The following is a 26992-nucleotide window of genomic DNA, read 5'->3' as shown; positions in this document are numbered from 1 at the left end:
GGTCCGAGGCTAGTAGGTCGCCCGGCCGCCGGACAGATCGAATGTGAATCCGGTGGTGAACCCGCATGCGGGGGAGGCGATGAAGGTCGCCAACGCGGCCGCCTCCTCCAGTGTGCCGGTCCGTCCCATGGGGATCTTCGCCACCATGTAGTCCACGACCTCGTCAGGCAGCGCGTCGACCAGGTCGGTGTGGATCACCGCGGGCGCGATGGCGTTCACCGTGATCCCGGTGCCGGCGTACTCCTTGCCCTGGGCCTTCACCATGCCGATCAATCCGGCCTTGGTCGCCGAGTACCCGATCATGTTCGGGTTCCCTTCCTTGCCGGCGATAGAGGCGAAATGCACCACCCGCCCGTAGCCGTGCCCCAGCATGTGCCGTACCGCCACCTGGCTGACCACCAGCGCCCCGCGCAGGTTGACCCGGTAGACGCGGTCGAACTCGGCAAGGTCGTACTCGTGGCTGGGCATCCCGGTCGTGCCGGTAATCCCCACGCAGTTCACCACCACGTGGACCTGTCCGGACCGCTCCGCCGCCTCAGTCACTGCGGCCTCGACCGCACCCTGGTCAGCCACATCCGCCGTCACCGCGGCCGCATCGACGCTGCCGCAGATGAGTTCCGCCGTCTCGCGTGCGGCCCGCGCGTTGATGTCGGAACAGATCACCGTCGCGCCGTCCACGGCGAGCGCTACGGCCACCGCACGCCCGATCCCCGCGCCGGCGCCGAACACCACCGCGGTCTGACCAGAGAACACTGTCACGTTCTTCACGCCCCCACCGTCGAACGAACCTCATCAACTGCCTCGACCAATGCGGACAGCGGGGTGCGGTAAGCGACCGCGCTGACACTGACCGCGCCGCTGGGCCGGCCGGGCCCGGTCAGCCACACCGGCACAGCCAGGCACGCCACACCGTCCTCGTTCTCCTGATCGTCCAGGGCATATTCCTGCTCGCGGATGCGTGCCAGCTCCGCCACGAATGCGTCCACCGTGGTGATCGTGTTAGGGGTGCGGCGCGGCAACCCGCCGGCGCGCACCCATTCGCGCACTGCGTCATCGGTGGGCAGGGCGAAGGACAACAGCAGCTTGCCGACACCGGTGGAATGTGCCGGGTTGCGCCCGCCGATCTCCGACGTCAGCTTCACCGCACCCGACGGTGGATCGACCTTGGCCCGGTAGACGATCTCGCGACCGGCGAGGACGGCGTAGTGCGCCGTCTCCCCGAAACGCCGCGCCAGCCCCTCCAACACGGGTCGAACCCGAACATGCTCCGGGCGCTGCTCATGATGAGCGAACGCCAACCTCAAGAACTCATCCCCCAGTAAATAGTGGCCACGCTCATCCTGCACAGCGAACCCCACCCGCCGCAGCGCACCCAACGCCCGATGGATCGTCGGCTTCGACCCGCCTACCGCACGAGACAACTCATCCAGACTCGCACCGTCCGGCCGGCCAGCCAGCTCACGCAACACCACCAACACCCGCTCGGCGCCAACGACCCGGCCGTCCTCACCAGGGACCGTCATCGGGTCGCCGCCGACCGCAACCGTAGACCCTGCATCCCGCCGTCAACGGCCAACACCGTCCCGGTCACCGAGCCAGCCGCCGGACTGGCCAGGTACACGATCGCCTCGGCCACCTCCGCCGCGCTCACCAGCCGGCCCATTGGCTGACGTGCCTCGAGAGCCGCCCGCTCCGCAACCGGATCGTCCGCGACATCAAGCAGCCGCTGCACCCACGGCGTGTCCGCCGTCCCCGGGTTCACGCAATTCACCCGGATCCCCTCCCGCACATGATCCGCGGCCATCGCCAGCGTCAACGCCAACACCGCCCCCTTGCTCGCGCTGTACAACGCCCGCTGCGGCAACCCGGCCGTCGCCGCAACCGAGCACGTGTTCACAATCGCCGCCCGACCCGAGCGCCGCAGAAACGGCAACACCGCCCGGGTCACCCGTGCCGCACCGACGACGTTCACGTCCAGCACCCGATGCCATTCGGCGTCGCCGTTGTCCTCCACCGTCCCCGCCGCCCCGATGCCGGCATTGTTCACCAGCACATCCACCCCACCGAGCGCCTCGACTGCCTCTCCGACAGCACGCCGCACCGAGTCCCCGTCGCTCACGTCGCACACCACCGGCACAAGACCCGCCGGCAACGCGCCGATCGTGCGGTCCAACACCGCTACTCTCGCGCCGCGCTCGGCCAACAGCTCCGCCGTCGCCCGGCCGATACCCGAGACGCCACCCGTCACCATCGCCGACAGTCCCGCAAGATCGTTCATACCGTCACCGCCAGGATCATTGTCTTCTAATAATCAGAACTATAGTCCATTAATCATAATCACGCGACACTACCTGCGCGTCACGGCGCGGCAGGGCGAACCTGCTGCCGGGCACCGTTGTCGAGCGGACAGAATCCGCAGCCGCGTCGTCTCCACGGCGGCCAGCAAAGAACGATCAACCCCATCCACCTTCGTAGACCTGGCGACACACGCGTGCTCCATGTCGCGCATCTTCGAGGACGGATACCTCCCGGCCGGCCGTCGTTGGCTCGGAAGGCGGGACGTTCAAGCCCAGGTCGCCGATGCACCTCGATGCATATCGTCGGTTCGTGGAATCGAGCGTGCTGCGGCAGGTGTACGGGTCAGGCCAGTTCCAGCAGCAGGTCGCCGCCATCGACGCGTTGTACAGTGCCGACGGCGAGGCGGCGGACGGTCCCGCCGTGGGACGTAGTGATGGCGGCCTCCATCTTCATCGCCTCGATGGTGGCGACGGTGCCGCCGGGCTCGACGGTGTCGCCCTCGCCCACCGCCAGGGTGACCACACCGGCGAAGGGCGCAGCGACGTGGCGCGGATTGGAGTGGTCGGCCTTCTCCGCCGGCGTGTCGTCCGATGCGACGGACCGATCGCGGATCTGCAGCGGGCGGAGCTGTCCGTTGAGGGTAGCCATGACCGAACGCATGCCCCGTTCGTCGGGCTCCCCCACGGCCTGCAGCTCGATAAGCAGCCGGACGCCAGGCTCCAGGTCGACGGTGTACTCCTCGTTCGGCTGCAGTCCGTAGAAGAACTCCTTGGTGGCCAGCACGCTAGTGTCGCCATAGGTGTTTCGGTGCGCCTGGTACTCGCGGGCGGGGCCCGGGAACAGCAACCGGTTGAGGGTATCGCGGCGGGCGCTGGCAAGGCCGGCACGATCTTCGCCGGAAAGGTCGGCAGCGGCCAGAGTGTACGGCCGGCCGGCGAGCGCCTTGGTGCGAAACGGCTCGGGCCAGCCGCCGGGAGGGTCGCCGAGTTCACCGCGCAGGAACCGGACCACCGAGTCGGGGATGTCGTATCGGTCGGGGTGGGCTGCAAAGTCGTCTGGGTCCACGCCGGAACCGACCAGGTGCAAGGCGAGATCACCGACTACCTTCGACGACGGCGTGACCTTGACGAGGCGGCCGAGAATGCGGTCGGCGGCGGCGTACATGCTTTCGATGTCCTCGAACCGATCGCCCAGACCCAGGGCGACCGCCTGCGTGCGCAGGTTCGACAGCTGTCCGCCGGGGATCTCGTGGTGGTGCACCCGCCCGGTTGGGGCGCTGAGGCCTGCCTCGAACGGAGCGTAAAGCTCGCGGACGGCCTGCCAGTACGGTTCCAGCTCGCAAACGGCGCGCAGGTCCAGCTCCGTCGAACGATCGGCTCCCTCCGTCGCGGCGGCAATCGCCGACAGCGACGGCTGCGACGTCGTGCCGGCCATGGACGCGACCGCCCCGTCGACGGCGTCGACGCCGGCCGCGGCGGCGGCGAGATACGTCGCCAATTGCCCACCGGCGGTGTCGTGGGTGTGCAGGTGCACCGGCAAGTCGAACTCGCGCCGCAGCGCGCTCACTAGCCGGGCGGCCGCGAGCGGTCGCAGCAACCCGGCCATGTCCTTGATGGCCAGCACATGGGCGCCGGCGGCGACGATCTGCTCCGCCAGCCGCAGGTAGTAGTCCAACGTGTACAGCGTTTCGCTTGGGTGGGTCAGGTCGCCTGTGTAGCACAAGGCGACCTCCGCGACCGCCGTCCCCGTCTCCCGGACTGCGTCGATGGCCGGCCGCATTGGCTCGACGTTGTTCAGCGCGTCGAAGATGCGGAAGATATCCACCCCTGTTATGGCGGCCTCTTTGGACGAAGGCCGTGGTGACCTCGACCGGGTAGGGCGTGTAACCGACTGTATTGCGGCCCCGCAGCAGCATCTGGAGGCAGACGTTCGGGACGGCCCGGCGCAGGGCGGCCAGCCGCTCCCACGGATCCTCGGCCAGGAAGCGCAGCGCGACGTCATAGGTGGCGCCACCCCAACACTCCAGCGAGAGCAGCTGCGGCACGGTGCGCGCCACCACCGGCGCCACCGCAAGCAGGTCCTTCGTGCGGACACGCGTGGCCAGCAACGACTGGTGCGCGTCGCGGAAGGTCGTGTCGGTGACGTGCAGCGACGGTGATGAACGCAGCCACGCCGCGAAGCCGTCGGGCCCCAGCTCCTTCAGCCGCTGCTTCGAGCCGTTCGGCGGAGCCCCTACCGGAACCGGCGGCAGCTTGGTCACCGGGTTCCCCACCCGGGGCGACTCGCCGTGCGGCCGGTTCACGGTGACGTCGGCAAGATAGGTCAGCAGCCGCGTTCCGCGGTCCGCCGACGCTCGGCCGGCAACCAGCTGCGGATGCTCGTCGATGAACGCCGTCGTCACCCCACCGGCGCGGAAGTCGGGATCGTCCAGCACGGCCTGCAGGAACGGGATGTTCGTCCGGACACCCCGAATGCGGAACTCCGCCAGAGCGCGGCGAGCACGCGCCACAGCGGTGTCGAAGTCGAGGCCCCGGCAGGTCAGCTTCACCAGCAGTGAATCGAAGTGCGGGCTGACCTCGCTGCCGGCGAAGGTAGTGCCGCCGTCGAGCCGGATCCCTGAGCCGCCCGGTGAGCGATAGGCGCTGATGATGCCGGTGTCCGGTCGGAACCCGTCAGCCGGGTCCTCGGTGGTGATGCGGCACTGCAACGCCGCACCCCGCACGCTCACCGCGTCCTGCGACAGCCCGAGGTCGGCCAGCCGCTCTCCCGCCGCGACGCGGAACTGTGCCTGGACGAGGTCGACGTCCGTGACCTCCTCGGTGACCGTGTGCTCCACCTGAATGCGTGGGTTCATCTCGATGAAGACGTGTCGACCGTCCGGATCGAGCAGGAACTCCACCGTCCCGGCGTTGCGGTAACCGATGTGCCGGGCGAACCGGACGGCGTCGGCGCAGATCCGCTCGCGCACGGCCGGATCGAGGTTGGGTGCCGGCGCCAGCTCCACCACCTTCTGATGCCGCCGCTGCACCGAACAGTCTCGCTCGAACAGGTGGATGACGTCACCCTGCCCGTCAGCGAGGATCTGCACCTCGATGTGGCGTGGGCTGATGACCGCTTGCTCGAGGAAGAGCGCTCGGTCGCCGAAAGCGGCCTGGGCCTCCCGCGCCGCCGTGTCGATAGCGTCGGCCAGCTGCGTCGCGTCGGCCACCTGCCGCATTCCCCGGCCACCACCGCCGGCGACCGCCTTGACGAATAACGGGAACCCGACCTTCTCCGCCGCCGCCAGCAGCTCGTCCCGGTCTGCTGACGGCGCCGACGACCGTAGCATTGGCACGCCCGCCTCACGGGCCGCCGCCACAGCGTGCGCTTTGTTACCCGTCAGGCTCAGGATCCCCGCCGGCGGACCAATGAACGTGATGCCCACATCGGCACACCCCTCCGCCAGCCCGGCGTTCTCCGACAGGAAGCCATAGCCTGGGTAAACCGCGTCAGCGCCGGCCTCCTTCGCCGCGCGCACCATCTCACTCACCGACAAGTACGCCCGCACCGGATGCCCGACGTCACCGATCTCGTACGCCTCATCGGCCTTCAGCCGGTGCAGTGAGTTGCGGTCCTCATGCGGAAAGACCGCCACCGTGCGGACCCCCAGCTCGTAGGCGGCACGGAACGCACGGATCGCGATCTCACCACGATTGGCAACGAGCACCTTCCGGAACATGTCGCGCTCCCTCCCGCCCAGTCGGCGGAGTTGTTCAGTTAATCGGAACGACGATCTATCAAATAGAACCTCAGTTCGGAGTATAAACGGTGGAGACGGCCCCTGAGCGGTAGCACACCATGCATGCAGGACGAATGCCTGGCGGCATCGCGCGGAAACGTCGCCGAGGATCCGGCCGACCCATGGTGGAGGCAGCAGCCATGTTCCGCGGGGAGCACGATGTTCTCGGGGCCGGGCATCGAGTGGCTGTCGGCGTTGGATCCGACCACGCGCCGCGCCGACGCGACTGAGCGAACCCCCGCAGGCGCCGGCGTGGCAGACGCAAGCATCTGTACGCGGCTGCCTGATCTGCCAACCGGTTGCATACTTGCTGCAAGCCTCATACTATGAGTCGGCTGCCGGGCTGCTGAGAGCTGTTGTGAGCGCCCGTGGCGGGCGGCGTCTGAGAGCTGCGGCGCCATCTGCTTCGACGGATGAGGTTCCATCAGTCCAGCGAGTACCGATGCCAGCCTGCAATGGAGGCCCAGGAAGTGGATCTCAGCCCGGGAGAACGTCCGGACCTCTGGTCCGGGACGATGGCATGGACCGTCCACGACTCAGGCTGGCAGCCATGGCGGCTACCCCCGGAAGAACAACCATTGGCCTATGCGCCGTCTCTTTACAAGAGCGCCGCGGCTGCCGCGGGTGTCCGATTCGGAGCGTCGATCCAGGCTCGGGCGATCGAGATCGAGATCATCGGCACAGGCGATGAAGTTGGCCCCATCGACGTGCTGGTCGACGGTCGGCTAGCTGCGCGGCAGCCGCCCGGCCCGGACGGGCTCCGCATCGAGTTGCCGTCGCAACAAGTGCGGGTGGAGGTCTGGTTGCCGCACCGAGGCAGCGTGGCCTTCAGATCGATTCGCGCGGCCGAGGTCACCTCGATCGCCCCGCTTGCGGCGACCAAACGATGGGTCGCCTACGGCAGCTCCATCACCCAATGCGCCGCCAGCAACGGGCCATCGCAGACCTGGCCCGCCCTCGTGAGCCGGGCGCTGGGGTGGAAGCTGACCTGCATGGGGTTCAGCGGCGAATGCCAGCTCGATCCGGTCGTTTCCCGAGCGATCGCCCACCTCGCACCCGAGATCGTCACGCTCTGTCTCGGGATAAACGTCTATCGCCACAACAGCTTTTCTGTACGCTCGTGGCGGGGTCAGGTAGCGGAGCTGATTCGCCGCATCCGTGAAGCGCGCGAGACCACCGCCATCGTGGTGGGGTCGCCGATCTTCTGCCCTGCACATGAGGCAACGCCGAACGACGCCGGCATGACTCTGGCGGACTACCGCGAGCATCTTCACCAGGTCGCCCATGATTTCCGTGACCGCGGCGACCACAGGGTGCATGTGCTGGACGGCCGGTTGCTACTCGGGCCTGACGACGCCCATCTGCTGCACGACGGCGTCCACCCGAACCACGACGGCTATCGGCTCATGGCCGGCCGCATGGCCCAGTACTTGGAGACAACCGGAATAGCGGATGTCGGCCCGCTCGGCACGTCGGCGGCGGGGTTGTGAGTCGCCGGTTCAACACGGACGGCCAGCCGAGCGCCAAGCGCAGAGATGCCCCTGCAAATACGGCATACGGACAGCTTTGGCGACGGGGCACACGAGTATCTGCTGCATGAATCGGCGCTAGATGTACAGCGGCCTGACGCTGAGCAGCTCTGTCGCACCCGCAACCATGGCTATCGGCCCACACGACCTGAGCGGGCATGGTCGACGGACGCCTGCAGGCGGCATGGGTTCACCCCCAGGGGCAGCAGGTAGCCGGCGCCGGTTCGTCGACCAGCCGCGGGCCTTGGTCGACAACCGTCGTGATCAGAGCAGTCGTCCTCTCGCTCGTGCTCCGCACGTCCTATGGCCACGCCGGTGGAGGTCGCTCTACGGGCGGATGACAGTGCTGCACGCGATTGCAGTATCGTTGCACCCGGTTCCGCTCATGCCGAAGGCAGCGCATCGCCCAGGAGGTTCCCTTGTCTCAATCGATCACGCAGTTCAACGCCGGCGCGCTCGCTGTCGAAGTCCATCCGTCGGCGGCCGATCTCGGCCGCGCGGCGGCCAGCCGGGCTGCCGGCATCCTGCGGGAGGCGGTCGCCGCGCGCGGCTCCGCCCGAGTCGTCGTCGCGACCGGGAACTCGCAGTTCGCGTTCACGGACGCGCTGGCCGAGCAGGACGTGCCGTGGGATCGCATCACGGTGTTCCACATGGACGAATACGTGGGTATCGACGCCGACCACCCGGCCAGCTTCCGGCGCTGGATCAGGGAACGCATCCAGCAGCGGTTCGCCCCGGCGTCGGTCGAGTACATCGATGGTGACATCGCCGACGCGCAGGCGGAATGCGACCGCTACGAGGGACTTCTGCGCTCCGCGGAGCTGGACCTCGTATGCATGGGCATCGGCGAGAACGGTCACCTGGCGTTCAACGAGCCGTTCGACGCCGACGTCGACGACCCCCGCTGGGTCCGAGTGGTGACGCTCACCAAGCGGTCCCGGAAGCAGCAGGTCAGCGAGGGCCACTTCGAGGACGTCGACGCCGTGCCGCCGACCGCGATCACCATGACTGTCCCGGCGCTGCTGTCGGCGCGTCACGTCCAGGTCTGCGCGCCGGAGGGGCGCAAGGCCGAGGCTGTGGCTGCGGCCCTGTACGACGAGATCGGCCCGGCGTGCCCGGCCACGGCGCTGCGTCGTGTCGCCCACGCCACGCTGTTTCTCGAGCCTGCCTCCGCCAGACGGGTGCGGCCACCTGAGCCCACCTGAGCTGGTGGCAATCGGATGTGACGTTGCACACGAAGGGGTGACATGACGGCGAAAGCGGAGCGCTGGGCGCTGGTCAACGGCGAGTTCCTGCTGCCGGACGGGATCCGCCGTGACGTCGCGGTCATGATCGAAGGGGAAACGGTGGGCGCCGTCGTCGACGCGGCGGACCGCGCGACGCTCGGCGGTGTCCCGATACTCGACCTCGGCGGCCGGTTGGCCACCCCCGGCCTGATCGACCTGCACGTCCACGGCGGGTTCGGGTATGCCTTCGACCGGATCGACGAGCTGGGCACGGAACCGTCAGTGCCGGCAGTGCTGCGACGACTGGCCCGCTCCGGCGTGACCAGCGCCCAGGTCAGTCTGGTGTCCGCGCCAGTGCCGCAGCTGTGCGCCCGGTTGGCGCAACTCGCCGTTCAGGACACGGCACGCGTCGACGGCGCGCAGTTCCTCGGCGTCCACCTCGAGGGGCCGTTCCTGGCCGTGGCGCAATGCGGGGCGCACGACCCGGCGGCCCTGTGCGATCCGGCACCGGCGGACGTTACGGCACTGCTCCGCCATCGAGACTTGATCCGCATGGTCACGCTCGCGCCGGAACTGCCGGGCGCGATCGACGCGGTCACCCGGTTCGCGTCCGCGGGCATCGTGGTGGCGGCCGGCCACAGCGCGGCGGTCGTCGACGACTTGATGGCGGCGCAGGCGGCTGGACTACGGCACGTGACGCATCTGTGGAGCGGGCAGTCCACGACGCAGCGACACGGAGCGTGGCGCGTCCCCGGCCTGCTGGAAGCCGCACTGGCATCGACGGGGCTGACGGCCGAGGTCATCGCCGACGGCCGGCACCTGCCGCCGCACTTGCTGGAGATCGCCCGGCGGTGCCTCGGCGAGCGACTCGTGGTGGTCTCGGACGGCACCCCCGGGACCGGGATGCCCCGCGGCTACACCTACCAGCTGGGGGCCGTGCAGTGCGAGGTCGGTGACGGCGTGGGCATGGTGGTCGGTGCCGACGCCTTTGGCGGCAGCACCGCGACGCTGCCGCGGATGCTGCGCCACCTGCACGACGAGCTGGGGTGGCCGGTGGCGGAGGCGGTGGCGACAGTGACGTCGCGTCCGGCCGCGGTCGCCGGCCTAGGTGACCGCAAGGGCGCCGTCGCCGCCGGCATGGACGCCGACCTGGCGGTGTTCGGCGAAGGCTTCCGGCCGTGGGGCACGGTGCTGCGTGGGCGCTGGCTTGCCGCCGACGACATGGACGACCACCTGGACCACCCGAGCGGGAGGACGACGGCATGACGACCGACACGAGCAGGCTACTGCGGCTACGGCCGGACGACACGGTGGCGGTGACTCTCGACCCGCTGCCGGCCGGGGTCGCCGTCGCGGCGGGGGTCGAGACCGGCCAGCCGGTGCCCGCCGGGCACAAGGTGGCGCTGGCCGGCGTCGCCATTGGTGCGCCGGTCACCAAGTACGGGCAGGTCATCGGGTACGCGACGACTCCGATCGAGCCGGGTGATCACGTGCACGTGCACAACCTCGCCTTCGCCGACACTGCCGATGCCGCTGTGGCGACCGGCGCCGGGGTCGAGCCCGAACACGTCCGGCCGGAGCTGTTCCAGGGCATCGTGCGTGCCGACGGGCGAGTCGCCACCCGCAACTACGTCGGGATCATCACCTCGGTGAACTGCTCAGCCACCGTGGCGAAGCTGATCGCCGAGCAGGTGCGGTCGTCCGGGTTGCTGGCCGCGCATCCGAGCATCGACGGCATCGTGGCCATCACGCACGGCAGCGGCTGCGGCCTGGCCAGCGACGGCGAGGGCCTGGAGCTGCTGAAGCGCACCCTCTCCGGATACGCCGCGCATCCCAATTTCGGCGCTCTGGTCGTGCTCGGGCTGGGCTGCGAGGTGAACCAGATCGCCGAACTGGAGCTGCCGGAGCACACCCCGGTGGTGGGCATGACCATCCAGGAGGCGGGTGGCACGGCGGCGGCGGTGCGGGCCGGCATGCGCGCCGTCGCCGGCGTCGTGGACCGGCTGGACGTGGAACGCGTCCCGGTGCCCGTGTCCGAGCTGGTGCTCGGGCTGAAGTGTGGCGGGTCGGACGGCTTCTCCGGCATCACCGCAAACCCCGCGCTGGGCATCGCCGCGGATCTACTCGTCGCGCGGGGTGGTACCGCGGTTCTGTGCGAGACCCCGGAGATCTACGGCGCCGAGCACCTGCTCGCGGCCCGGGCCGACGACCCGGCCGTCGCCGACGCGCTGCTGGAACGGATCGCGTGGTGGCGCGACTACACCGCCAAACACGGCGGCACGCTGGACAACAACCCGTCGCCGGGCAACAAGGACGGCGGCATCAGCACCATCCTCGAGAAGTCGCTCGGTGCGGTGGCCAAGGCCGGCACCACGCCGCTGCGCGCGGTGCGCCGCTTCGCCGAACCGGTGGCCGCGAAGGGCCTGGTGTTCATGGACACCCCAGGCTACGACCCGGTCTCGGTGACCGGCATGGTGGCCGGCGGCGCGAACGTCGTCTGCTTCACCACCGGGCGCGGCTCCGTCTACGGGTGCAAACCGGTGCCCAGCCTCAAGCTCGCCACCAACTCCTCGGTCTACCGGCGCATGACCGAGGACATGGATCTCAACTGCGGTGTGGTCGCCGACGGCGAGGCAAGCCTGGAGGAGATGGGCCGGCGCATCTACGAGCTGGTCGTCGCCACCGCCTCCGGGCGCCGGACGGCCAGCGAGGAGCTCGGGTTCGGCGATGAGGAGTTCGCCCCGTGGCAGCTGGGCGCGGTGATGTGATGACCGCTCTGACGCGAACGGGGGCGGCCGCCCTGCCCGTAGCCGCGCGGCCGGTCCTCAGCGGGCCCGCTCCCCAACCGGGCATCGTCCACCTCGGCGCCGGCGCGTTCCACCGGGCCCATCAGGCCGTCTTCACCGAGCGCGGCATGGCCGAGACCAGCGACCGATCGTGGGGCATCGTCGCGGTGGCGCCCCGCTCGGCCCGTGTGGTCGATGCCCTGACCGCGCAGGACGGGCTCTTCTGCGTGCTGGAACGCGACAGCGGCCGCGGCCGCGCCCGGGCCGTCAACGCGATCGCCGCCGCCGTGCACGCACCGAGTACTCCCGACGATGTTCTCGCCCGACTGGCCGACCGGCGCACCCGCGCCGTCACACTGACCATCACCGAGAAGGGGTACCTGATCGACCAGGTCACCGGGGGCCTGAGCGACGACGACGCCGTCCGGGCCGACCTGGCCGAGGTAGGCGCCGGCCGGACGCCGTCGACGGCGGTGGGTCTGCTGGCGGCCGGGTTGTTGCGCCGGGCCGCTGCAGGCGGGGCGCCGGTGACGGTGCTCAGCTGCGACAACCTGACAGCCAACGGGCCAGCCCTGGCCCGGGTGCTGGGCGAGTTCGCCGGGCGGCTCCCGGCCGCGGCGGCCGCGGACCTGACGGCGTATCTGCACGCCGCGGTGACGTTCCCGGCCACCATGGTGGACCGCATCGTCCCGGCCACCACGGCCACCGATCAGGACACCGTCCACGACCTGACCGGCCTGCGCGACGCCGCGACCGTCGTGGCCGAGCCGTTCTCCCAATGGGTGATCGAGGACCGGTTCGCCGGGGAGCGACCGCCCTGGGGACAGGCCGGGGCCGAGCTGGTCGACGACGTCACGCCGTACGAGACCGCGAAGCTTCGTCTGCTCAACGCCGCCCATTCGATGACGGCGTATCTGGGCGCACTGGCCGGTCACCGCACCATCGCCGCGGCGCTGGCCGACCCGGCCATCGAGGGCGCGGTCCGGGCGTTGCAGCGCGAGTCGATCAGGACGATCGACGCTCCGCCCGGCTGGAACCTGCACGACTACGCCGAGTCGGTCCTGGCCCGGTTCGGAAACGCCGCGCTCGGGCACCGGTGCGAGCAGGTGGCCGCGGACGGCTCACAGAAACTGGCGGTGCGGGTGGTCCCGACACTGCTGTCCGTTCGGGCCGCGGGCGACCTGCCGGTGTGGAGCCTGGTGACGCTGGCCGCCTGGGCGCGGTTCGTCGTCGGCGGGCAGGACGTGGCCGGGCGCGAGCTGGACGTCGCCGATCCGGCGCGCGACGAATTGCGGGCTGCTGCCGTCGCCGCCGGGGATGCTGAGATGGCGAGCGTCGTGGTGCGCCGGGCGGGCCTGTTGCCGGATGCCGTCGCCGCGGACCCCGTCGTTGCCGCCGGTTTGGCGCGCATCCACGCCGACCTGGGCCGCTACGGCGTGGCGGCGACCTGTCGCGGGCTCGCCCGCGAGCATGCGGGCTGACGCGACGTCAGCCGGCCGGGACCGGTGCCGGGCTGGTGGACCCGCGCACCACCAGCCGGGTCTCCAGCTGCACCAGCGGAGCCGGCGCGTTGACGTCGGCGTCGGCGAGGTCGAGCACGATGTCGACGGCGGCGGCACCGGCCTCCGAACCGGGCACGTGGATGGACGTCAGGGTCGGATACGCCATGCCGGACATGGGACTGTCGTCGATGCCGATGACGCTGATGTCGGGGCCGACCCGGATGCCGCGCTCGTTGAGCCGGGCCATCAGGCCCAACGCGATCATGTCGTCGTAGGCGATGACGGCAGTGATGCCGGCGGCGTACACGAGGTCGGCGGCGCGGACCCCGGCCTGGATCTGCGGTTCGAACGGCCCGAACTCGACCAGCTCGACGTTCTGGTCGGAGCAGGCCTGCCGAACCGCGTTCTGACGCTGCACGTTCGACCACGACCGGCGCGGCCCCGAGAGGTAGCCGATGCGGGTGTGTCCGAGCGCGGTCAGATGCTCGACCGCCTCGCGCATGCCGTCGGAGTTCTCGATGATGACGCTCGCGGCGTTCGGGACCTCCCGGTTGACGAACACAATGGGCTGCAGCTGGGCGAGCTCGGCGAGCCTGTCCTCCGGCGTGCGCGGTGAAACGACGATCAAGCCGTCGACCCGCTTGCGCATGACCCGCGCACGCTGGATCTCGTCCGCGGCATGCTCGTCGACGTCGGCGATGAGGACGGTCTTGCCCTTGACAGTGGCGCGGGCCTGGACGGCCTTGATGATGGGCGGGAAGAACGGGTTGGCGATGTCGGGGACGATGAGGCCGATCAAGTCGCTGCGGCCGGACGTGAGCGAACGGGCCACCTGGTTGGGGACGTAGCCCATCTCCCGGGCGGCCTTGCGGACGCGTTCACGGGTACCCGGGTTGACCTTCTCCGGGTCGGACAGCGCGCGCGAGACGGTCGACGGAGACAGCCCGGTGGCGCGAGCGACGTCGGCCAAGGTGACGCCCATGAGGGAAGCTCCTCCAGCTCGACGTGCAGCAACTTCCGTTAGTCTACCGTAGGTCGTGGCCTCGGCGATCGGACCCGTTGCGGTGTCCTGCAGGTAGCTTCATTGGTCCTTGCGACAATCGCTTGCATCGCCTAGCGTCGAGGCCCATGGTCAATCTCGAACCGGACGCCATGCTTCGCCGCTACGTCGTCGGCAACGGCAACCGAGGAGTCATCAGGCGAACAGCGGTGGAGGTCGACCCGAACGCCACCGTCGTGGCGGCGAGCGATCCGCGCCGCCCGACGCGGACCCCTGCCGTGGAACGGGTCGGGTCGGAGACAACGTTCGTGAAGGAGTTGCAAGACCGATGACCCGCCGGAGATACGTGGTGTGCGGCCTGTCCAACCGCGGACTTGCCGGTTTCGTGCTGCCCCTGCTCGGCGGTGGGGAGGCGCGCGAGCACGGCGCACTGGGCTTCGGCGGCGGCTGGGAGGACCTATCCGCCCACGGCGAGGTGGTTGCCGTCGTAGACCCGGACCGGCGGCGGGTCGAGCAGTTCAACGCGGAGCTGCTCCCCGGCGGCCCCGGCCTGCTGTGGTTCGCTCCCGGCGATTTCGAAACGATGGTTGCCGAGGTCAATCCAGATACCGTCATCGTCACGTCGCCGGACCATACCCATGCCGACTACATCCTCGCGGCCCTCGACCATGATCTCGATGTCATCACCGAGAAGCCGATGGTGTCCACAGCTGAGCAGGCTGCCCGCGTGCTGGCCGCCGAGCAGGCTTCGCGCGGGAGTGTCTTGGTCACCCACAACCTGCGCTACACCCCGCGGCACCGGCGCATCAAGGAACTGCTGCGGGCCGGTGCCGTCGGCCGTCCGGTCCACGTCCTGCTCGAGTACCACGTCGACATCCGGCACGGCGCCAGCTACTTCCTGCGATGGAACCGGCTGCGCGCCCGCTCCGGCGGGTTGTCGGTGCATAAGAGCACCCACCACCTCGACCTGGTCTCCTGGTGGCTCGACGACACGCCGGAGCGGGTGTTCGCGCTGGGCGGCCGGCACTATTACGGACCTGACAGCCCGCATCGTCCCCGCGACGCTGCCGGTGCTCCGTACGAGGGCCAGGCGCTGCGCCGGCGCGACCCGTACTACCTCGCCCAGCTGGGCAGCTCCACCTTCCCGCCCGGCGCCGACGACGACCGTCGTGGCCTGTTCGGGCTGCGGTACGCGCACGAGTACCCCGCCGGCGCCGAGCGCTACCTTTACGACGACGAGATCGACATCGAAGACTCCTACAGCGCGCTCGTCGGTTACACCGGCGGCGCCAGCCTGGCGTACTCGATCGACTTCTCCTCGCCCTGGGAGGGCTACCGAGTGGTGATCAACGGTACGCACGGCCAGCTTGAGGCCTCGACCGGGCGGCTGCCCAGCGGGGAGCCAATGCCGGGAGCCGAATCCATCGTTCATCGTCCCATCTTCGGCTCGCCGGACACGATCGAGCTGGAAGCGGCTGCCGGCGGACACGACGGCGCCGACCCACTGCTGCGGCAAGATCTGTTCGTCGGCCCGTCCGAGCTGAGCACGGAACTAGGCCTTCTGGCGTCGTCAGCCGACGGTGCCAGCGCGGTTGCAGCAGGCGAAGCTATCTGGCGTTCGATCGCTGAAGGGCGGCAGATCGACGTCTCCGACCTGCTCGCCCCACGGTGACGGTCAAGCCACATCACCCCTCGCCAGAGAACTCTTTCTATGAGACCTGACGGTAAAACATAGGGCCCTGGACCTCACCGAGTCGGCGACAGCGCGACCATTCTCGTTCAGCCCCAGGCGGGGAGCGCGAGATCCATGTCCCACACCGGCGCACGCTGTAGCCGCTGGTGGATCTGGTCGAACTCCACCGAGTGGTTGTCGTCGCGCAGGGTCAACGTCGCATGCCGCGGCTGCACCGGCATGTTCCGGTCGTCCCGGCAGTCCCGCCATAGCTGGAGCATGTCCGCGTAGTACCGCCGCCGGCCGTCGCCGATGTCGAACTCCAGGATCCGCCGTGGCGTGGCCGGCACCTCGGAGGTGTCGACGCGGTACCTCTCGAGCGCGTCGTCGTCGACGGCGACCCCGAGCCCGGGCATTTCAGGGGTCCGTGCCAGGCCGTTGCGGATCTCGATCGGCTCGACGATCAGATCGTCGGCCACGGTGTTCATCCCGGTGACCATGGGCCAGGTCGCATGGCTCAGCACGGCACCCAGATGCAGCGTGAAGGCCGTGGTCAACCCGGTCCCGACCACCTGGAGCCAGAAACTCTTGTTGAAGCTCGCCGCGAGATGGCCCTGCCGCATCATGCCGCTGACCCCTGCCCCGAACACCACGAAGGCATCCAGCGAGTCGTCTCGCATCCAGACCGGAAAGAGGTCCTTGCGGAAGTGCTCGGCCAGCGGCCGCGGCGACTGAGCATGCAGACGGGCATGGCCGATGACGTCGTCCTGCCGGATCGGGCTCTCGAACAGACCGATCCGCGACCACTGGTCCAGCTCACGCAGCACGGGCAGTGCCTCTCCCGGACTGCGCAGCATGCCGTTCCAGTCGATGTCGATCAGATAGTTCTCGGGGGCGACGTCGCTGATCGCGGCGACCTGTTCGCGCACGTCGAACCACGGCCTTGCCTTGATCTTGTGGGCCAGGTAGCCCTCGGCGACCGCATCCCGCGCTTCGAGGGCGAGCAGTCCGGGCGGCATCTTGGTGTTCCACCACGATATCGGGCACCAGTCGCGGATCTTAGGGTCGCCGAGGAGCCGGTACATCGGCACCTCCAGCGCCTGGCCGGGTTCGTGCCGACCACCCGGTTCACATCCGCGTCGGTCACCTGCTCCCAGGTGTAATGCACCAAGGTCTCGCCGTATCCGACAATGCCCCTCGAACTGGTCGTGACCTTGACGATCTCGATCACGCCCCACTTCGCCACCAACAGCTCGTTCCACGGCCTGACCCGCTCCCGAAACGGCACGTTGACGACAAAACGTTCGACACCGGTCACTCGTAACGTCATCCCTGACTCCCTGAATCGATCCGGCGGCGGACGCCGATCGCTGTTCGGCGCAGCAGCCGTTTCCGTTTATGCCGCGACCAACTTCTCCAGCTCGATCAGCTAGTCGACGTCCGAATCCTGTAACGGTGGCCGACAGAAGCCGGCCGGATGCCCCCAGATGCGCAATAGGCCACGATATATCGCAAGATCGATGGCAGCCCGGGAACGCCGGTTCCGCCAGCAGCTTCCAGTGCGGCCATACTTGCCCGTTCGGCCCGTGCGCCGTCGATGTCGCCGCGGCCCATCGCGTCCCACACCCGCACGGCCTCGCAGGGATGACATTGTGGGAGGCCCAGATCGACATCACCCGCGCCTCGTTCGCCGGCGAGCCGCTGGCGAAGGCGACCCTCGACGCCGCGGTTCCGGCCCGGAGACGGCTGACCTTGCGGCTTCCCGAAGACGTCGCGGCGCCCGCGGAGCCGTCGTCGGAACTGGTCGCCGCCGCCGGGTCCGACGCATATCGTGCCCTGTGGTTCTGCGCGCCAGACCGCGAGCTGACCCTGCAGGTGGACCGCCTCGACCCGGCGGCGGACACAGACGACGCGCTGGCCCCACCGCTTCCCGGCGAGTCGGCCTTGTCAATCGTCAGGACAAGCCAAGGGGTTGCGGGGCGGCTGCTCGGGGCGACCGATGAGCCTATCAAGGCCATTGCGGTGAGGCTCGGCTATCGGGACGTCTTTTACTTCACCCGCCAGTTCACATTGCGCACCGGGGTGGCCGGCCGCCTATCGGCGAAGTCGGCAATGACCAGCCCCAGGCGCGCGACCTCGACGGTTGCGCCACGCAGATCACCAGGAGACGCATGACCTGCCAGTGTCTGCACCCCGATTCCCTCAATGATCCGCCGTACGAGGCCACCGGCACGATGCCGGTGGCCTCCACATAGCTATCGCAGTGGAACATGCCGAAGTCTCCGGGGGCCTGCTACGCCAATACTTGGCATCATCACTCACGCATTCCCGCGTTTTGGCGTGCGGATAGGAGCAGATCTCCACGCCCTACGCGGATGCTCTCGTCAGGTAAATCCGGTCAATGTATAGATACGGCACTTGGGTATTGCGGCCCGTGACGTAGATGTATTGTCCCGATCGGTCGTGCGAGAAGTCGCGAGGGACTTCGAACTCGTGATATTGACCATCCGAGAAGGCGGAGACAGGAAAGCCCCATTCCGACACAGCCGGGGAATCCAACTCGGGATAGATGCCCAGCACGAGCGCGACCTTCGTCGGGTCGGCCCCGCTTGTGAGATCAGCGCGCACGGTGAAATGTATGCGCCAGGTGCCGTCGGACGGCAACTCAGACAGCGCGAGCTGCACACCCCACGTCTCTACAGAACCCAGGAGTCGAACGGCGGCGTGGTCGTTGGCTTGGCTATCGAACACAGGAGTCGTCATCGACGGGTACTTCCACATCGCATAGTCTTCCAGGATGTGGAAGTCTGATTCCGGAAGACCCACGCAGGCCGGAGGGAGCTGGCTCGGCGTGCGCGCTATGGCGTACGCGTCGTAGAGCGACTGCATCGAGACATCGTAGTTGTTCCACGTCGTAAGACCGGCAGCAGCGACTGCCGACTGGAGCCGTGCCAGCCGTCCGTTGTAATCTATGTTCCACGTGACACCCGCGTCCATCGCGTCTTGGGCAAGCTGCGCATGCCGCATGAGGATCGGGTGGTCGATCATCATGCGGGTCGTCAGTACATGCTCTGCGGCAAGCGGCTCAGACGTCGTGGCCGCGGCGGCCTGGTCCATCAACTGATCGCACTGACGGAGTACCTGCCAGTTCAGATAACGCGAACCCGCGGTTACCCTGGAGATGTGTAGCGAGTAGTCAAAGGTGGTCCGCGCTTGGTCTAGCAGTTGCAGCGCCTGCAAGATGTAGGGCGCGCCGGATCCGAAGTACGCTGTGCAGAACTCCTCGATCAGGTCGTCGATGTCCGCATCGGGATCCCACAGTAGCCGGCCACACACCCACGCCTTGAGTGCCTTCAGCTGTATTCCCGAGGACCCGTCCCTGAACTGACCTTCGCCGAAGTACCCGACCACGTCGGACCGATCGGCGAGTTCCTTGATCGTTTCCGGATGCGCCCACCAGTCGGCAAACGGTACGAGGAAGTCCATCGTCGCGTAGTGGTAGTCCCACATGACGATCGATGAGGCGATCGCCCGCCACCCGTCGATATCGGCGCCGATCTGCGCATTCCGGCCCTGGAACATGTTCGTGCCGAGGTCCGCCTGTGGGATGGGCGCGGTTGTGATCGTCACGTTATCGGCGACAGTCATCCCGGTCGGGGGCTTGAATCCCCAGAGATAGGCCTGGGTTTCCAGGCGCGCCCCCGGGATCTGGGCCTCCAGGCGCTGTGCGACTTCGTTGACCATGTCCAGCGCGGGCGCCGCCAGCGTGTCACCATGCGCTTGAGCGAATGCCTCGGAGGCGGCATCCGGGTTGTCGTATGCCCCGTCGTTCATGTGGAACGGATGGCCGTAGTCGCCGTTCGCCGTAATACGTTGGGTGATCTTCATGGCCAGCGACGTGACCGCGAAGTCACGGACGGCCGGGTCCATGAACTTGACCTGATTGCTGTGCCACATGGTCTGATCAGTGATGATCTCTTTGAACTGACCAGGGTTGATGCCCGGCCAGATGTACGACCACGTATCCAGTTCGGCGGGTGGCGGTACCGCGGCGTCTCGGCTGAGGTAGCCCCGTCGGCCGTTCATCAGGTTACGGTGCCGCCATTCGTACTGGGAGACCCCGTCGGAAATGAAGACTTCCCGGTAATCGAAGCGCGGAAAATGGTCAGCGTTGACTGTCGATTCCAGGAGCGTGACTACCGGCCGCTGGGGAACCAAGGTGGTGTCGGGGGCAAACCAACGCACGCCGAGGACATGGTCCAGGAGATAGTACACGCCGTAGAGGGTGCCCCGCGGCGAGACGCCAGCGATCAGGACGTCTCCGTCCACGGACCGGAAAGAAAATCCGTCGCGTTCGGCGTCTTCCAGCGGAAGGGGATCGTCATCGACGAGATCCGAATCGGTCGCCCATTCGTTCAGTCGGCCCACGACGATCTTCGACGTATAGCCCGGCGGTAGTTGGCCGTTCGTAAGGTCATCCGTGGCAAAGACGGGGAAGGTCACTCCGCCCATCTGCCCGAGGTAGTCAGCGAGTTCGTTCGCGGCATTGACGACGACGGCGCCTTCGTCCTGGCCGACCACGATGGCGTACGTCGTCTGGAGACGCCGTGCAAGAAACAGCCTGCGCGCGTGCGGATTGGCGTGGGCAACGGCTGGAAGCCCGAGGAACGCGCCCCCGACGCCTGCAGCAGCCGCTGCTTGCAAGAAGGTACGCCTGGCCACTGGGGCATTGATTGCGCCGACCGGGTGACTGATGTCAGCGCCATCGTGGCGAGAGGTGTTCATGACATTCCCTTTCTGGTGGAAGGAGCCATACATGCCTCGTGTGTTCGCCGAGCTCGCCGCCGGCGTGGCGGCACCCGCAGCATCCGTATACCTACCGGTGTGGCCCGCGAACCACCCGAGTTCACCGGCTTGCTCTGCGGAGCGTCATGTGCAAGTGTTGGTACGTTCGTGACGGCACACTAGGTGCTGATCACATCGACGGTCAAGGGGAGCCATCGAGAAGAGTCGGAAGGACTGAGGTTTGCCAGCGCCTGCGCGCCTTCCCGGGTCAGCGTCACCGTTGTTGGGCAATCCACAGCGGCCAACAGGTTGTCGCGCACGGCAGTACGTCATGACCATACTTGGACAGCACATGAGGAGGGGCTTCAAGAAGCCTGAGCACAGATGGGTGGCGATGAGCCAGCCCAGGCGACGGCCCGAGCGGGGGTATCAGCCCGCCATTCGTGTCGCAACGATCAGGCGACGCGTTACGCCAGACCGAGTCGGCAGTCGGCGGCGGGTGTGGCCGCGCAACTGGGCCAACGGCTGGGCCGCTACCCTCCGAGCCCGGATGAGTGCAGGCTAGCTCCGATATCGATGAGCACGCCCATGTACGTGAACTTGCCAAGGCTGACAGTGCCGTCAACCGGCACGGGCCGTCACGGCAAATGTCGATCGCTGGCTCGCGACGGAGCTCAACGATCCGGAATGGAACCTCGGTGGCAGGTCCTGATGTGGCAGAGGTCGCACGAGCCGAGGTGCTGCGTGAGAAGCTCGCCGTCCTCGAGGGCAAGATCACGAACCTCGTCGCGGCGATCGAAGGCGCCAACGCCGCACCCGAGGTGCTGCTCCAGCAGTTGTCGACACGGACGCACGAGGGCGACATGCTCAGGGGTGAACTCACCAGGCTGACCGCACGGCAGGCCATCGCCGCCGACGAAGTGGAACAGCTGATCGGACTACGTCGGAGGGCTGGCGTCCGCACTCAGAGACGCGACAGACGAGGAGAAGGCCGCTCTCTACCAGGAACCGCACCACCCCATGCATGCCGTCATGGTCCGTAACAGCCACGGTCTCGATCCCCTGCGCCACAGCCTCGGCCACCAGCGCGTGCGGCCCCGACGCACCGTCCAGGAAGTTGTAGGCGGAATGGCAGTGCAGTTCGGCCCGAGGCGCCGCCGGCGGCTCGCGTCGAGACAGCGGCGCCGATGGATCCGGTCGTCGTCGAGGTGGGAGCTTCGCGCCGTCGCTGCGGCACCCACTCCCCCAGGTCAGCGCCCGCTCGAACTCGGCCCACGGCACGTCGCCGTTGCCGTCCCAACCAGCCACATCAAGCCTCCGAATCGAACCCATGTTCCACTCTAGGGCCATGGGTGGCCGCTCGCAGCCTCCGCACGTGCAACAGTGGCGCGACGTGCTCAACACGCACTGGCCCGACAACCCGCGCGACTTCACAGTCCAGCCGACACCACGACGGGTCAGAGTCCGCATCGTGTGGGGCGACGAGCACGGCGTCGCCGGCGAAGTATGGCTTGCCGGTACGGCCACCCGATGGGACACCACCCACGTCTACGTCCGCGACGACTCCGGCGGCCGCCTCGCCGGCCAAGGCGTCTGGGTGAAGCCCATCGACGTCTATCAAGCCACATCCGGGTCAGCGCACCGTGACTCCCTCGGCGGAAGTACTCGGACGAGCCCTTCGCATGCCCATTCAGACGGTCGCGTCGCCACGCCGGGATCCGTTCAGCTTTCGGCGCCTCGTGGCGTACGAACACGATCTTGATGAGTACGTCCGCGCCCAGCGTGACGCAACTGGGTGCACACCTGCCAGGTAGCGGCGCGCCTCAGAGATTCCAGGTCGACGCCGAAGGGCCAGGCCAGATCCTGAGGAGTTGGGCCGCGAGCCACTTGGCGTTCTGATCGTCGATGCTTCGTCCCAGCGGTCGCGCTCAGCTAGGCGCGCGTTCAGTAGGAGGCGACTACTCCGGTTGAGCGCGGTCCGCTTCGTGAGCCACGCGGCGTTGGAGAGCGCGGAATTGAGCGGTTGGGTGACGATCGTGAGGTTGCCGAGTCTGTGCAGTCTCGCTCTACGCTGCTCGGTCGCCTTGTCCTGAGCCTCGCCTTCGAGCGGCTTGCCGTCTGGCCCGGTGATGGGCCAATGCTCTTCCCACTCCTGCGGCATCAAGTGCTCAATGGAGAGCCGGTCCACAGGGATGTCCAGGACGTCGGTCTTGCTCGTGTAGAGGCTGGCCTCGACAGCGGCGAGCGCCATCACGATGCGCGGCTTTGCGACGGTCCCGTAGACCTCCCGGGCGATGAGGAAGTCAAAGAACTCGTCATCGTCGGGCCACCGGCTGATCTCGCCCTCACCGCCAGACAACGCGGCGAAGAGTGCCTCGTCGGCGCGCTGCAGGTCTGCCTTCATCGTTGCGATTAGCCGCGGAACGAGCCGGTTATAGTTCTTGGCGGTCAACCGCATCAAGGCGCGGCGAGCCAGCCAGCTCTCCAGGATCCGCAGCGCGCGACGGCGCCGCTCCACGGTTACCTCTGGCGAGCGGAACAACAAGAGCACGATCGGCATCACCGTCCCCGCATCCAGTGGCACCATGCGCCGGAAGAACTCTGCCTCCGGTGTCCCTGGGCGCGGGTTGTCGAACGAGCGCATGACGGCCGCGTCGGCAGTCAGTTCGTGCACAAGGGCTGCTGGATCTGTTGCCGGTCTGAGGACGCTCTGGCGGAACGTGGCGAACAGTTCGGTCGCCGGGATGATGTGCTCCAGCCGCATGGTGAGCCAGTGCATGAGGAACAACTCACCCGTGGGCCGGTTAAGTCGACCCTGCCGACGTTTCACGCGCCAGTACTCGTCATCGAGCTCGGGTCGCCACACCTGGTCGTATAAGGCGTCGGTGTCTGTGCGCTGCTGCGCGGCCTCGTGGAAGACAGCGTTCTTCACCAGGTCTAGGGCCAGCAGCGGCGTACCGCGGGCGTTGAGGGTCTCGAAGATGACCTGGGCGTTGTCGTCGGTCTCGAGCGTGATCGACACGACCTTCAGCAGGTCACTGAGTGTGATCCGCAGGCGCTCGGCTCGCCGCAACTTCACAGTTTGTGGCAGCTGGTCCTGGTCGACGCCGGCCAGCACGTCGCGTGTCTCGGCGATCTCGTCGGAGTCGAGTTCGTCGAGATACAGCTCTACCTGCTGAGAGAAGTACCCGAACGCCTCGTCGATTCGGTTCCCGGGATCGTCGACGTGGTCGGGCGGTAGCCCATCAGGATTCAAGACGGTGGCGAAGGCGGCTCGGTTAGCGTTGGTCGGCCAGACCTTCAGCCGGTCTGTGCCCTTTGCCTTGCGCGGGTTGTTGAACACGAGGTCGCGCAGCAGGTCGGCGTCATCGGCGCGCCGGCCCTATGCATAACGTTGGCTGAGGCTGCGAGCAGGATCTGGAGCGTGGTCAGTCGTTGCTGGCCGTCGATGACGGTGAACTGCGGGATCTGGCCGGGGCTGGTCTTTTCCTGCTCGAGCACGATCGCACCGAGGAAGTGCGTCTGCACACCGGAGACGGTGTCGCCCTGGTGCTCAAGGAGCGCGGTGATGTCGTCCCACAGCGGCGCCCACTGGTCGCCCTCGTCCCAGACGTACGGACGCTGGTACAAGGGGACGACATAGCGCACATCTCGCTCAAACAACTGCTGAACGGTATGCGTGTCAGGCTTCATAGGTCTAGCACCCCGCCGCTGTAAGGACGTGGAACTCGCTTTACCCCTGATTGGGTCGCTGAACGATAGCGCACGGCCAGGACAGAACCTTCACCAGCACATGCGCCGTAGTTCCAGCCGCCCGCTGATGACTCGTGGCGCAGGTGCGGGCACGTGGGCGTGAGATGGTCCACGCCGAACTTCCCAGCAGGTTCAACGCCGGGGTCATGGTTGACGAGCCTAACGAAGAGGCGATTCGGGACCGGCCAGACGTTCACGCTGCCGGACTCACGGATCACCGCTAGCGACCAGTCAATTGGTGCCCGGTCGCCTCTGGCGCCAATAGCGCGGCGTCCCGGACGGAAGTCAGCGCCCGTGTGGCACGGACTGCGCGCAGGGCGCGCTGGTAGTCGATGCGTTGCCGGTCGGTGGATGGCATGGGGCCGAGCGGGTCAGTGGCGGTGATGCTGTGGAGTTCGCGGTAGGCGGCGACGACTCGCGCGGCGGCACGCCAGCGGTCCTGCCGGGCGGGGTCGGCGGGTGGGTGTCCGCAGCGTTGTATCCACGCCTCGCCGTCCGTGAGGGCGGTCTGCACCAAGGTGTCTGCGCGCTGTTTGCACCGCCCCGGGATGTCGGGAGACTTCATTAGTTGGAGGATGCATGGCACGTCCCTCGAAGTACCCCGTGAGCTGCGCGAGCGCGCTGTTCGGTTGGTGGTGGAGTCCAAGGGCGACTATCCGAGCGAGTTCGAGGCGATCCGGTCGATCGCCGCGAAGTTGGGCATCGGGTCGTCGGAGACTTTGCGCAAATGGGTGCGGCGCGCTGAGATCGATGGTGGCGCCAGGCCGGAGAAGACCAGCGAGGAGATTGCTGAGATCCGGAGCTGAGGAAGGAGGTCGCCGAGCTGCGTCGGGCGAACGAGATCCTCAAGAGTGCGTCGGCTTTCTTCGCGGCGGAGCTCGACCGCCCACGTCGGTACTGATCGCGTTCATCGACGAGCACCGCGAGCGTGTCGTCGAGGGCCGCCGGCTCGGGGTCGAGCCGATCTGTCGCGTGCTGAGTGAGCACGGGATCAAGATCGCCCCGAGCACCTACTACGAGGCCCGCGACCGCGAGCTGTCGAAGCGTGCGCTGTGGGACGCCGAGGTCGTCGAGCTGATCCGTACCGCCCGGGCGACTAAGAAGCTGCGGCAGCGATTCGGTGCCCGCAAGATGTGGCTCCACCTACGCCGCAACGGTCACGACGTGGCTCGGTGCACGGTGGAACGGCTGATGGCCGCCGAAGGCTGGAGCGGAGCACTGCGCGGTAAGCGGGTTCGGACCGCCATCCCTGCGGCGAATGACCCGCGGCCGCAGGACCGGGTCGACCGGGACTTCGCCGCAACCGCCCCGAACCAGCTGTGGGTCGCTGACTTCACCTACGTCGCGACCTGGTCCGGCACGGTCTACGTGGCATTCGTCTTCGACGTCTACTCCCGCCGGATCGTGGGTTGGCGGGCGGCTACCAACATGACCACCGAACTCGTCCTCGATACCCTCGAGCACGCGATCTGGTCACGCCGTCAGCAGGGCATCGAGGACCTGACCGGGCTGGTCCACCACACCGATGCGGGCAGCCAGCGCACCTCGTTCGCGTTCACCCAGCGGCTCATCGAGGCCGGCGTCGACCCGTCGGTGGGTTCGGTGGGCGACACCTACGACAACGCCCTCGCGGAGTCACAGATCGGCGTCTACAAGGCCGAACTGATCCGCCCCGACGGTCCCTGGCGCGACGTCGAACACGTCGAACTGGAACCCTGAACTGGGTCGACGGTTCAACACCGAACGGCCCCACGAATCCATCGACGACCTCACACCTATCGAAGCCGAGGAAGCTCACTACGCTGCACGAAACCGTCTCGCCCCGACCCGGTAGAGACACACACCGGAGCCTCCGGAAACCCCGGGGCGGTTCAGAGTCACGTGCGGCGTCGTCGGCGCTATCAGTCCTTGTGTCGGTGGCGGTCACGAACTGTTCGACCTCGGCGAGGTTGTAGCCCCAGTTCGAGAGCTGCTGGAAGTAGGCGCGTGCGGCCTCGGTGGGGTTGCGCCAGGTATGCCGATGGGTGGCGCCCTCGAGCGCGCCGAGGGCAAGCGCGAAGGTGACGTTCTCGGCCTTGTTTGGGGTCTTCTCAATCAGGCCAGCCAGCGGGTCGTCCCCGACCGTCTGGTCCAGGCCGAGCAGGAGGCGGGCTATCCGGTGCCTGCTCTGGACCGCTCGCCCGACTTCGTGGCTGCGCGACGCAAGGACGGTCGCGGCGAACGCCAGGGCGTCGGCGGGCAGCCGCTTGCGGCTCAGCAGATTGGTCAGCCAGGTCCGGCGGCCCTTCTCGGCAGAGTCCCACGCCTTGTTGTTGGTGATGACCTCGCGCCGGGTGGCCTTCTCCTCCTCGGTCAGCTTCCGGCCCGCCGTCGACCCGGTGCCGGTGAGCTTGCGTAGGCCGTGCAGTTTCCAGTTCACGACGACGTGCTCGACAGCAACGCCACGCCATGACTCTCCTACCGCGACGGCGTGTCCGGGCTTGCCTGCGTAGTTCTCTTCGGTCAACGGTTCGCCGTCGCCGGTGCGGAGATCGCGCAAGAACGCCGTGTCCGGGTCGTTCCAGGCGGGCCAGTCCACCACTGTGACGCCGTTGGCCTCGTACTCGGCGCGGGTCTTGGCGATCTCATCGCGCGTGGCCTTGGCACCGATCAGGCGTTGCGCT

At 67.8% G+C, this 26992-nt stretch carries 18 protein-coding genes and 3 pseudogenes; 11 read left to right on the top strand and 10 right to left on the bottom strand.

Translation table 11 applies throughout. The annotated features are described in order from the left end of the window. Window positions 1-9 precede the first annotated feature (9 nt). The 4 genes and pseudogenes from JIAGA_RS0116510 to JIAGA_RS36150 all read right to left on the bottom strand — a co-directional run bounded on the left by JIAGA_RS0116510 (window position 10) and on the right by JIAGA_RS36150 (window position 6016). The gene (locus JIAGA_RS0116510) at window positions 10-732 is read right to left on the bottom strand and encodes an SDR family NAD(P)-dependent oxidoreductase (protein ID WP_211239699.1); all 723 of its coding nucleotides are present in this window, start codon (window positions 730-732) and stop codon (window positions 10-12) included. Window positions 733-764: 32 nt separating this feature from the next. Beyond that, window positions 765-1523, bottom strand: a complete 759-nt coding sequence (locus JIAGA_RS0116505) for an IclR family transcriptional regulator (protein ID WP_026876524.1) — start codon at window positions 1521-1523, stop codon at window positions 765-767. Continuing rightward, on the bottom strand, window positions 1520-2278 hold the full coding sequence (locus JIAGA_RS0116500) for an SDR family oxidoreductase (protein WP_026876523.1): 759 nt from the start codon (window positions 2276-2278) through the stop codon (window positions 1520-1522). The genes JIAGA_RS0116505 and JIAGA_RS0116500 overlap by 4 nt, the downstream gene beginning before the upstream one ends. Window positions 2279-2640: 362 nt before the next feature. Further along, window positions 2641-6016, bottom strand: a pseudogene (locus tag JIAGA_RS36150) (pyruvate carboxylase). A 575-nt stretch (window positions 6017-6591) separates the two neighbouring features. Here JIAGA_RS36150 and JIAGA_RS30275 point away from each other — a divergent pair. The 5 genes from JIAGA_RS30275 to JIAGA_RS0116470 all read left to right on the top strand — a co-directional run bounded on the left by JIAGA_RS30275 (window position 6592) and on the right by JIAGA_RS0116470 (window position 13098). After that, a complete protein-coding gene (locus JIAGA_RS30275; protein WP_211239698.1) occupies window positions 6592-7566 on the top strand; it encodes a GDSL-type esterase/lipase family protein in 975 nt (324 codons plus the stop codon). 458 nt (window positions 7567-8024) lie between these two features. Further along, window positions 8025-8810: a glucosamine-6-phosphate deaminase gene (locus tag JIAGA_RS0116485; protein WP_026876522.1), complete on the top strand. Its 786-nt coding sequence runs from the start codon at window positions 8025-8027 to the stop codon at window positions 8808-8810. A gap of 42 nt (window positions 8811-8852) precedes the next feature. Further along, window positions 8853-10097 (top strand): N-acetylglucosamine-6-phosphate deacetylase, encoded by a 1245-nt coding sequence (locus JIAGA_RS30270; RefSeq protein ID WP_051426179.1) that lies wholly within the window; start codon window positions 8853-8855, stop codon window positions 10095-10097. Then, a complete protein-coding gene (locus JIAGA_RS0116475; protein WP_026876521.1) occupies window positions 10094-11599 on the top strand; it encodes a UxaA family hydrolase in 1506 nt (501 codons plus the stop codon). The genes JIAGA_RS30270 and JIAGA_RS0116475 overlap by 4 nt, the downstream gene beginning before the upstream one ends. Next, window positions 11599-13098 (top strand): mannitol dehydrogenase family protein, encoded by a 1500-nt coding sequence (locus JIAGA_RS0116470; RefSeq protein ID WP_026876520.1) that lies wholly within the window; start codon window positions 11599-11601, stop codon window positions 13096-13098. The genes JIAGA_RS0116475 and JIAGA_RS0116470 overlap by 1 nt, the downstream gene beginning before the upstream one ends. A 7-nt stretch (window positions 13099-13105) precedes the next feature. Here the strand turns inward: JIAGA_RS0116470 and JIAGA_RS0116465 are convergent, their stop codons facing one another. Beyond that, window positions 13106-14101 carry a LacI family DNA-binding transcriptional regulator gene (locus JIAGA_RS0116465; protein WP_026876519.1) on the bottom strand — a complete coding sequence of 332 codons (996 nt, stop codon included), beginning with the start codon at window positions 14099-14101 and terminating at the stop codon, window positions 13106-13108. Between the two features lie 146 nt (window positions 14102-14247). Between JIAGA_RS0116465 and JIAGA_RS0116460 the strand changes: the two genes are divergently transcribed. Together JIAGA_RS0116460 and JIAGA_RS0116455 are read left to right on the top strand one after the other, a co-directional pair. Further along, window positions 14248-14451 (top strand): hypothetical protein, encoded by a 204-nt coding sequence (locus tag JIAGA_RS0116460; protein WP_026876518.1) that lies wholly within the window; start codon window positions 14248-14250, stop codon window positions 14449-14451. Then, window positions 14448-15791: a Gfo/Idh/MocA family oxidoreductase gene (locus JIAGA_RS0116455; RefSeq protein ID WP_026876517.1), complete on the top strand. Its 1344-nt coding sequence runs from the start codon at window positions 14448-14450 to the stop codon at window positions 15789-15791. The genes JIAGA_RS0116460 and JIAGA_RS0116455 overlap by 4 nt, the downstream gene beginning before the upstream one ends. 107 nt (window positions 15792-15898) lie before the next feature. Here JIAGA_RS0116455 and JIAGA_RS0116450 read toward each other — a convergent pair whose 3' ends face one another. Beyond that, window positions 15899-16876 carry an enolase C-terminal domain-like protein gene (locus JIAGA_RS0116450; protein WP_026876516.1) on the bottom strand — a complete coding sequence of 326 codons (978 nt, stop codon included), beginning with the start codon at window positions 16874-16876 and terminating at the stop codon, window positions 15899-15901. 105 nt (window positions 16877-16981) lie between these two features. On the opposite strand from JIAGA_RS0116450, the gene JIAGA_RS35315 reads away from it, so the two are divergent. Continuing rightward, window positions 16982-17224 (top strand): hypothetical protein, encoded by a 243-nt coding sequence (locus JIAGA_RS35315; RefSeq protein WP_211239697.1) that lies wholly within the window; start codon window positions 16982-16984, stop codon window positions 17222-17224. 211 nt (window positions 17225-17435) lie between these two features. After that, window positions 17436-17966, top strand: coding sequence for a hypothetical protein (locus JIAGA_RS0116445; RefSeq protein WP_157553225.1), 531 nt, complete (start codon window positions 17436-17438; stop codon window positions 17964-17966). Between the two features lie 192 nt (window positions 17967-18158). Here JIAGA_RS0116445 and JIAGA_RS0116440 read toward each other — a convergent pair whose 3' ends face one another. Further along, a complete protein-coding gene (locus JIAGA_RS0116440; protein WP_169738878.1) occupies window positions 18159-20576 on the bottom strand; it encodes a DUF4838 domain-containing protein in 2418 nt (805 codons plus the stop codon). Window positions 20577-21313: 737 nt separating this feature from the next. Here JIAGA_RS0116440 and JIAGA_RS35695 point away from each other — a divergent pair. After that, a complete protein-coding gene (locus JIAGA_RS35695) occupies window positions 21314-21619 on the top strand; it encodes a hypothetical protein (protein ID WP_245597195.1) in 306 nt (101 codons plus the stop codon). 16 nt (window positions 21620-21635) lie between these two features. On the opposite strand, the pseudogene JIAGA_RS36145 reads toward JIAGA_RS35695, so the two are convergent. The 3 genes and pseudogenes from JIAGA_RS36145 to JIAGA_RS35950 all read right to left on the bottom strand — a co-directional run. Then, window positions 21636-21908, bottom strand: a pseudogene (locus tag JIAGA_RS36145) (hypothetical protein); the annotation flags it as partial. A 358-nt stretch (window positions 21909-22266) separates the two neighbouring features. Next, window positions 22267-23919, bottom strand: a complete 1653-nt coding sequence (locus JIAGA_RS35955) for a DUF262 domain-containing protein (protein WP_211239696.1) — start codon at window positions 23917-23919, stop codon at window positions 22267-22269. Beyond that, the gene (locus JIAGA_RS35950; RefSeq protein WP_211239695.1) at window positions 23877-24269 is read right to left on the bottom strand and encodes a DUF262 domain-containing protein; all 393 of its coding nucleotides are present in this window, start codon (window positions 24267-24269) and stop codon (window positions 23877-23879) included. The genes JIAGA_RS35955 and JIAGA_RS35950 overlap by 43 nt, the downstream gene beginning before the upstream one ends. Window positions 24270-24908: 639 nt before the next feature. Here JIAGA_RS35950 and JIAGA_RS30255 point away from each other — a divergent pair. Next, window positions 24909-26163: pseudogene (locus tag JIAGA_RS30255) on the top strand (IS3 family transposase). Window positions 26164-26992 lie beyond the last annotated feature (829 nt).

Source organism: Jiangella gansuensis DSM 44835 (assembly GCF_000515395.1).
Taxonomy (GTDB): Bacteria; Actinomycetota; Actinomycetes; order Jiangellales; family Jiangellaceae; genus Jiangella; species Jiangella gansuensis.
Note: the sequence above shows the minus strand (reverse complement) of the source record. Positions and strands in the feature narration are given on the sequence as shown.

What these genes read in the sequence shown, in the direction of transcription:
- JIAGA_RS0116505 (WP_026876524.1), bottom strand. Translation starts at nt 1,523, where the DNA reads ATGACGGTCCCTGGTGAGGACGGCCGGGTCGTTGGCGCCGAGCGGGTG.
- JIAGA_RS0116500 (WP_026876523.1), bottom strand. Translation starts at nt 2,278, where the DNA reads ATGAACGATCTTGCGGGACTGTCGGCGATGGTGACGGGTGGCGTCTCG.
- JIAGA_RS30275 (WP_211239698.1), top strand. Translation starts at nt 6,592, where the DNA reads ATGGCATGGACCGTCCACGACTCAGGCTGGCAGCCATGGCGGCTACCC.
- JIAGA_RS30270 (WP_051426179.1), top strand. Translation starts at nt 8,853, where the DNA reads ATGACGGCGAAAGCGGAGCGCTGGGCGCTGGTCAACGGCGAGTTCCTG.
- JIAGA_RS0116475 (WP_026876521.1), top strand. Translation starts at nt 10,094, where the DNA reads ATGACGACCGACACGAGCAGGCTACTGCGGCTACGGCCGGACGACACG.
- JIAGA_RS0116470 (WP_026876520.1), top strand. Translation starts at nt 11,599, where the DNA reads ATGACCGCTCTGACGCGAACGGGGGCGGCCGCCCTGCCCGTAGCCGCG.
- JIAGA_RS0116465 (WP_026876519.1), bottom strand. Translation starts at nt 14,101, where the DNA reads ATGGGCGTCACCTTGGCCGACGTCGCTCGCGCCACCGGGCTGTCTCCG.
- JIAGA_RS0116460 (WP_026876518.1), top strand. Translation starts at nt 14,248, where the DNA reads ATGGTCAATCTCGAACCGGACGCCATGCTTCGCCGCTACGTCGTCGGC.
- JIAGA_RS0116455 (WP_026876517.1), top strand. Translation starts at nt 14,448, where the DNA reads ATGACCCGCCGGAGATACGTGGTGTGCGGCCTGTCCAACCGCGGACTT.
- JIAGA_RS0116450 (WP_026876516.1), bottom strand. Translation starts at nt 16,876, where the DNA reads ATGTACCGGCTCCTCGGCGACCCTAAGATCCGCGACTGGTGCCCGATA.
- JIAGA_RS35315 (WP_211239697.1), top strand. Translation starts at nt 16,982, where the DNA reads ATGCCCCTCGAACTGGTCGTGACCTTGACGATCTCGATCACGCCCCAC.
- JIAGA_RS0116445 (WP_157553225.1), top strand. Translation starts at nt 17,436, where the DNA reads ATGACATTGTGGGAGGCCCAGATCGACATCACCCGCGCCTCGTTCGCC.
- JIAGA_RS0116440 (WP_169738878.1), bottom strand. Translation starts at nt 20,576, where the DNA reads ATGAACACCTCTCGCCACGATGGCGCTGACATCAGTCACCCGGTCGGC.
- JIAGA_RS35950 (WP_211239695.1), bottom strand. Translation starts at nt 24,269, where the DNA reads ATGAAGCCTGACACGCATACCGTTCAGCAGTTGTTTGAGCGAGATGTG.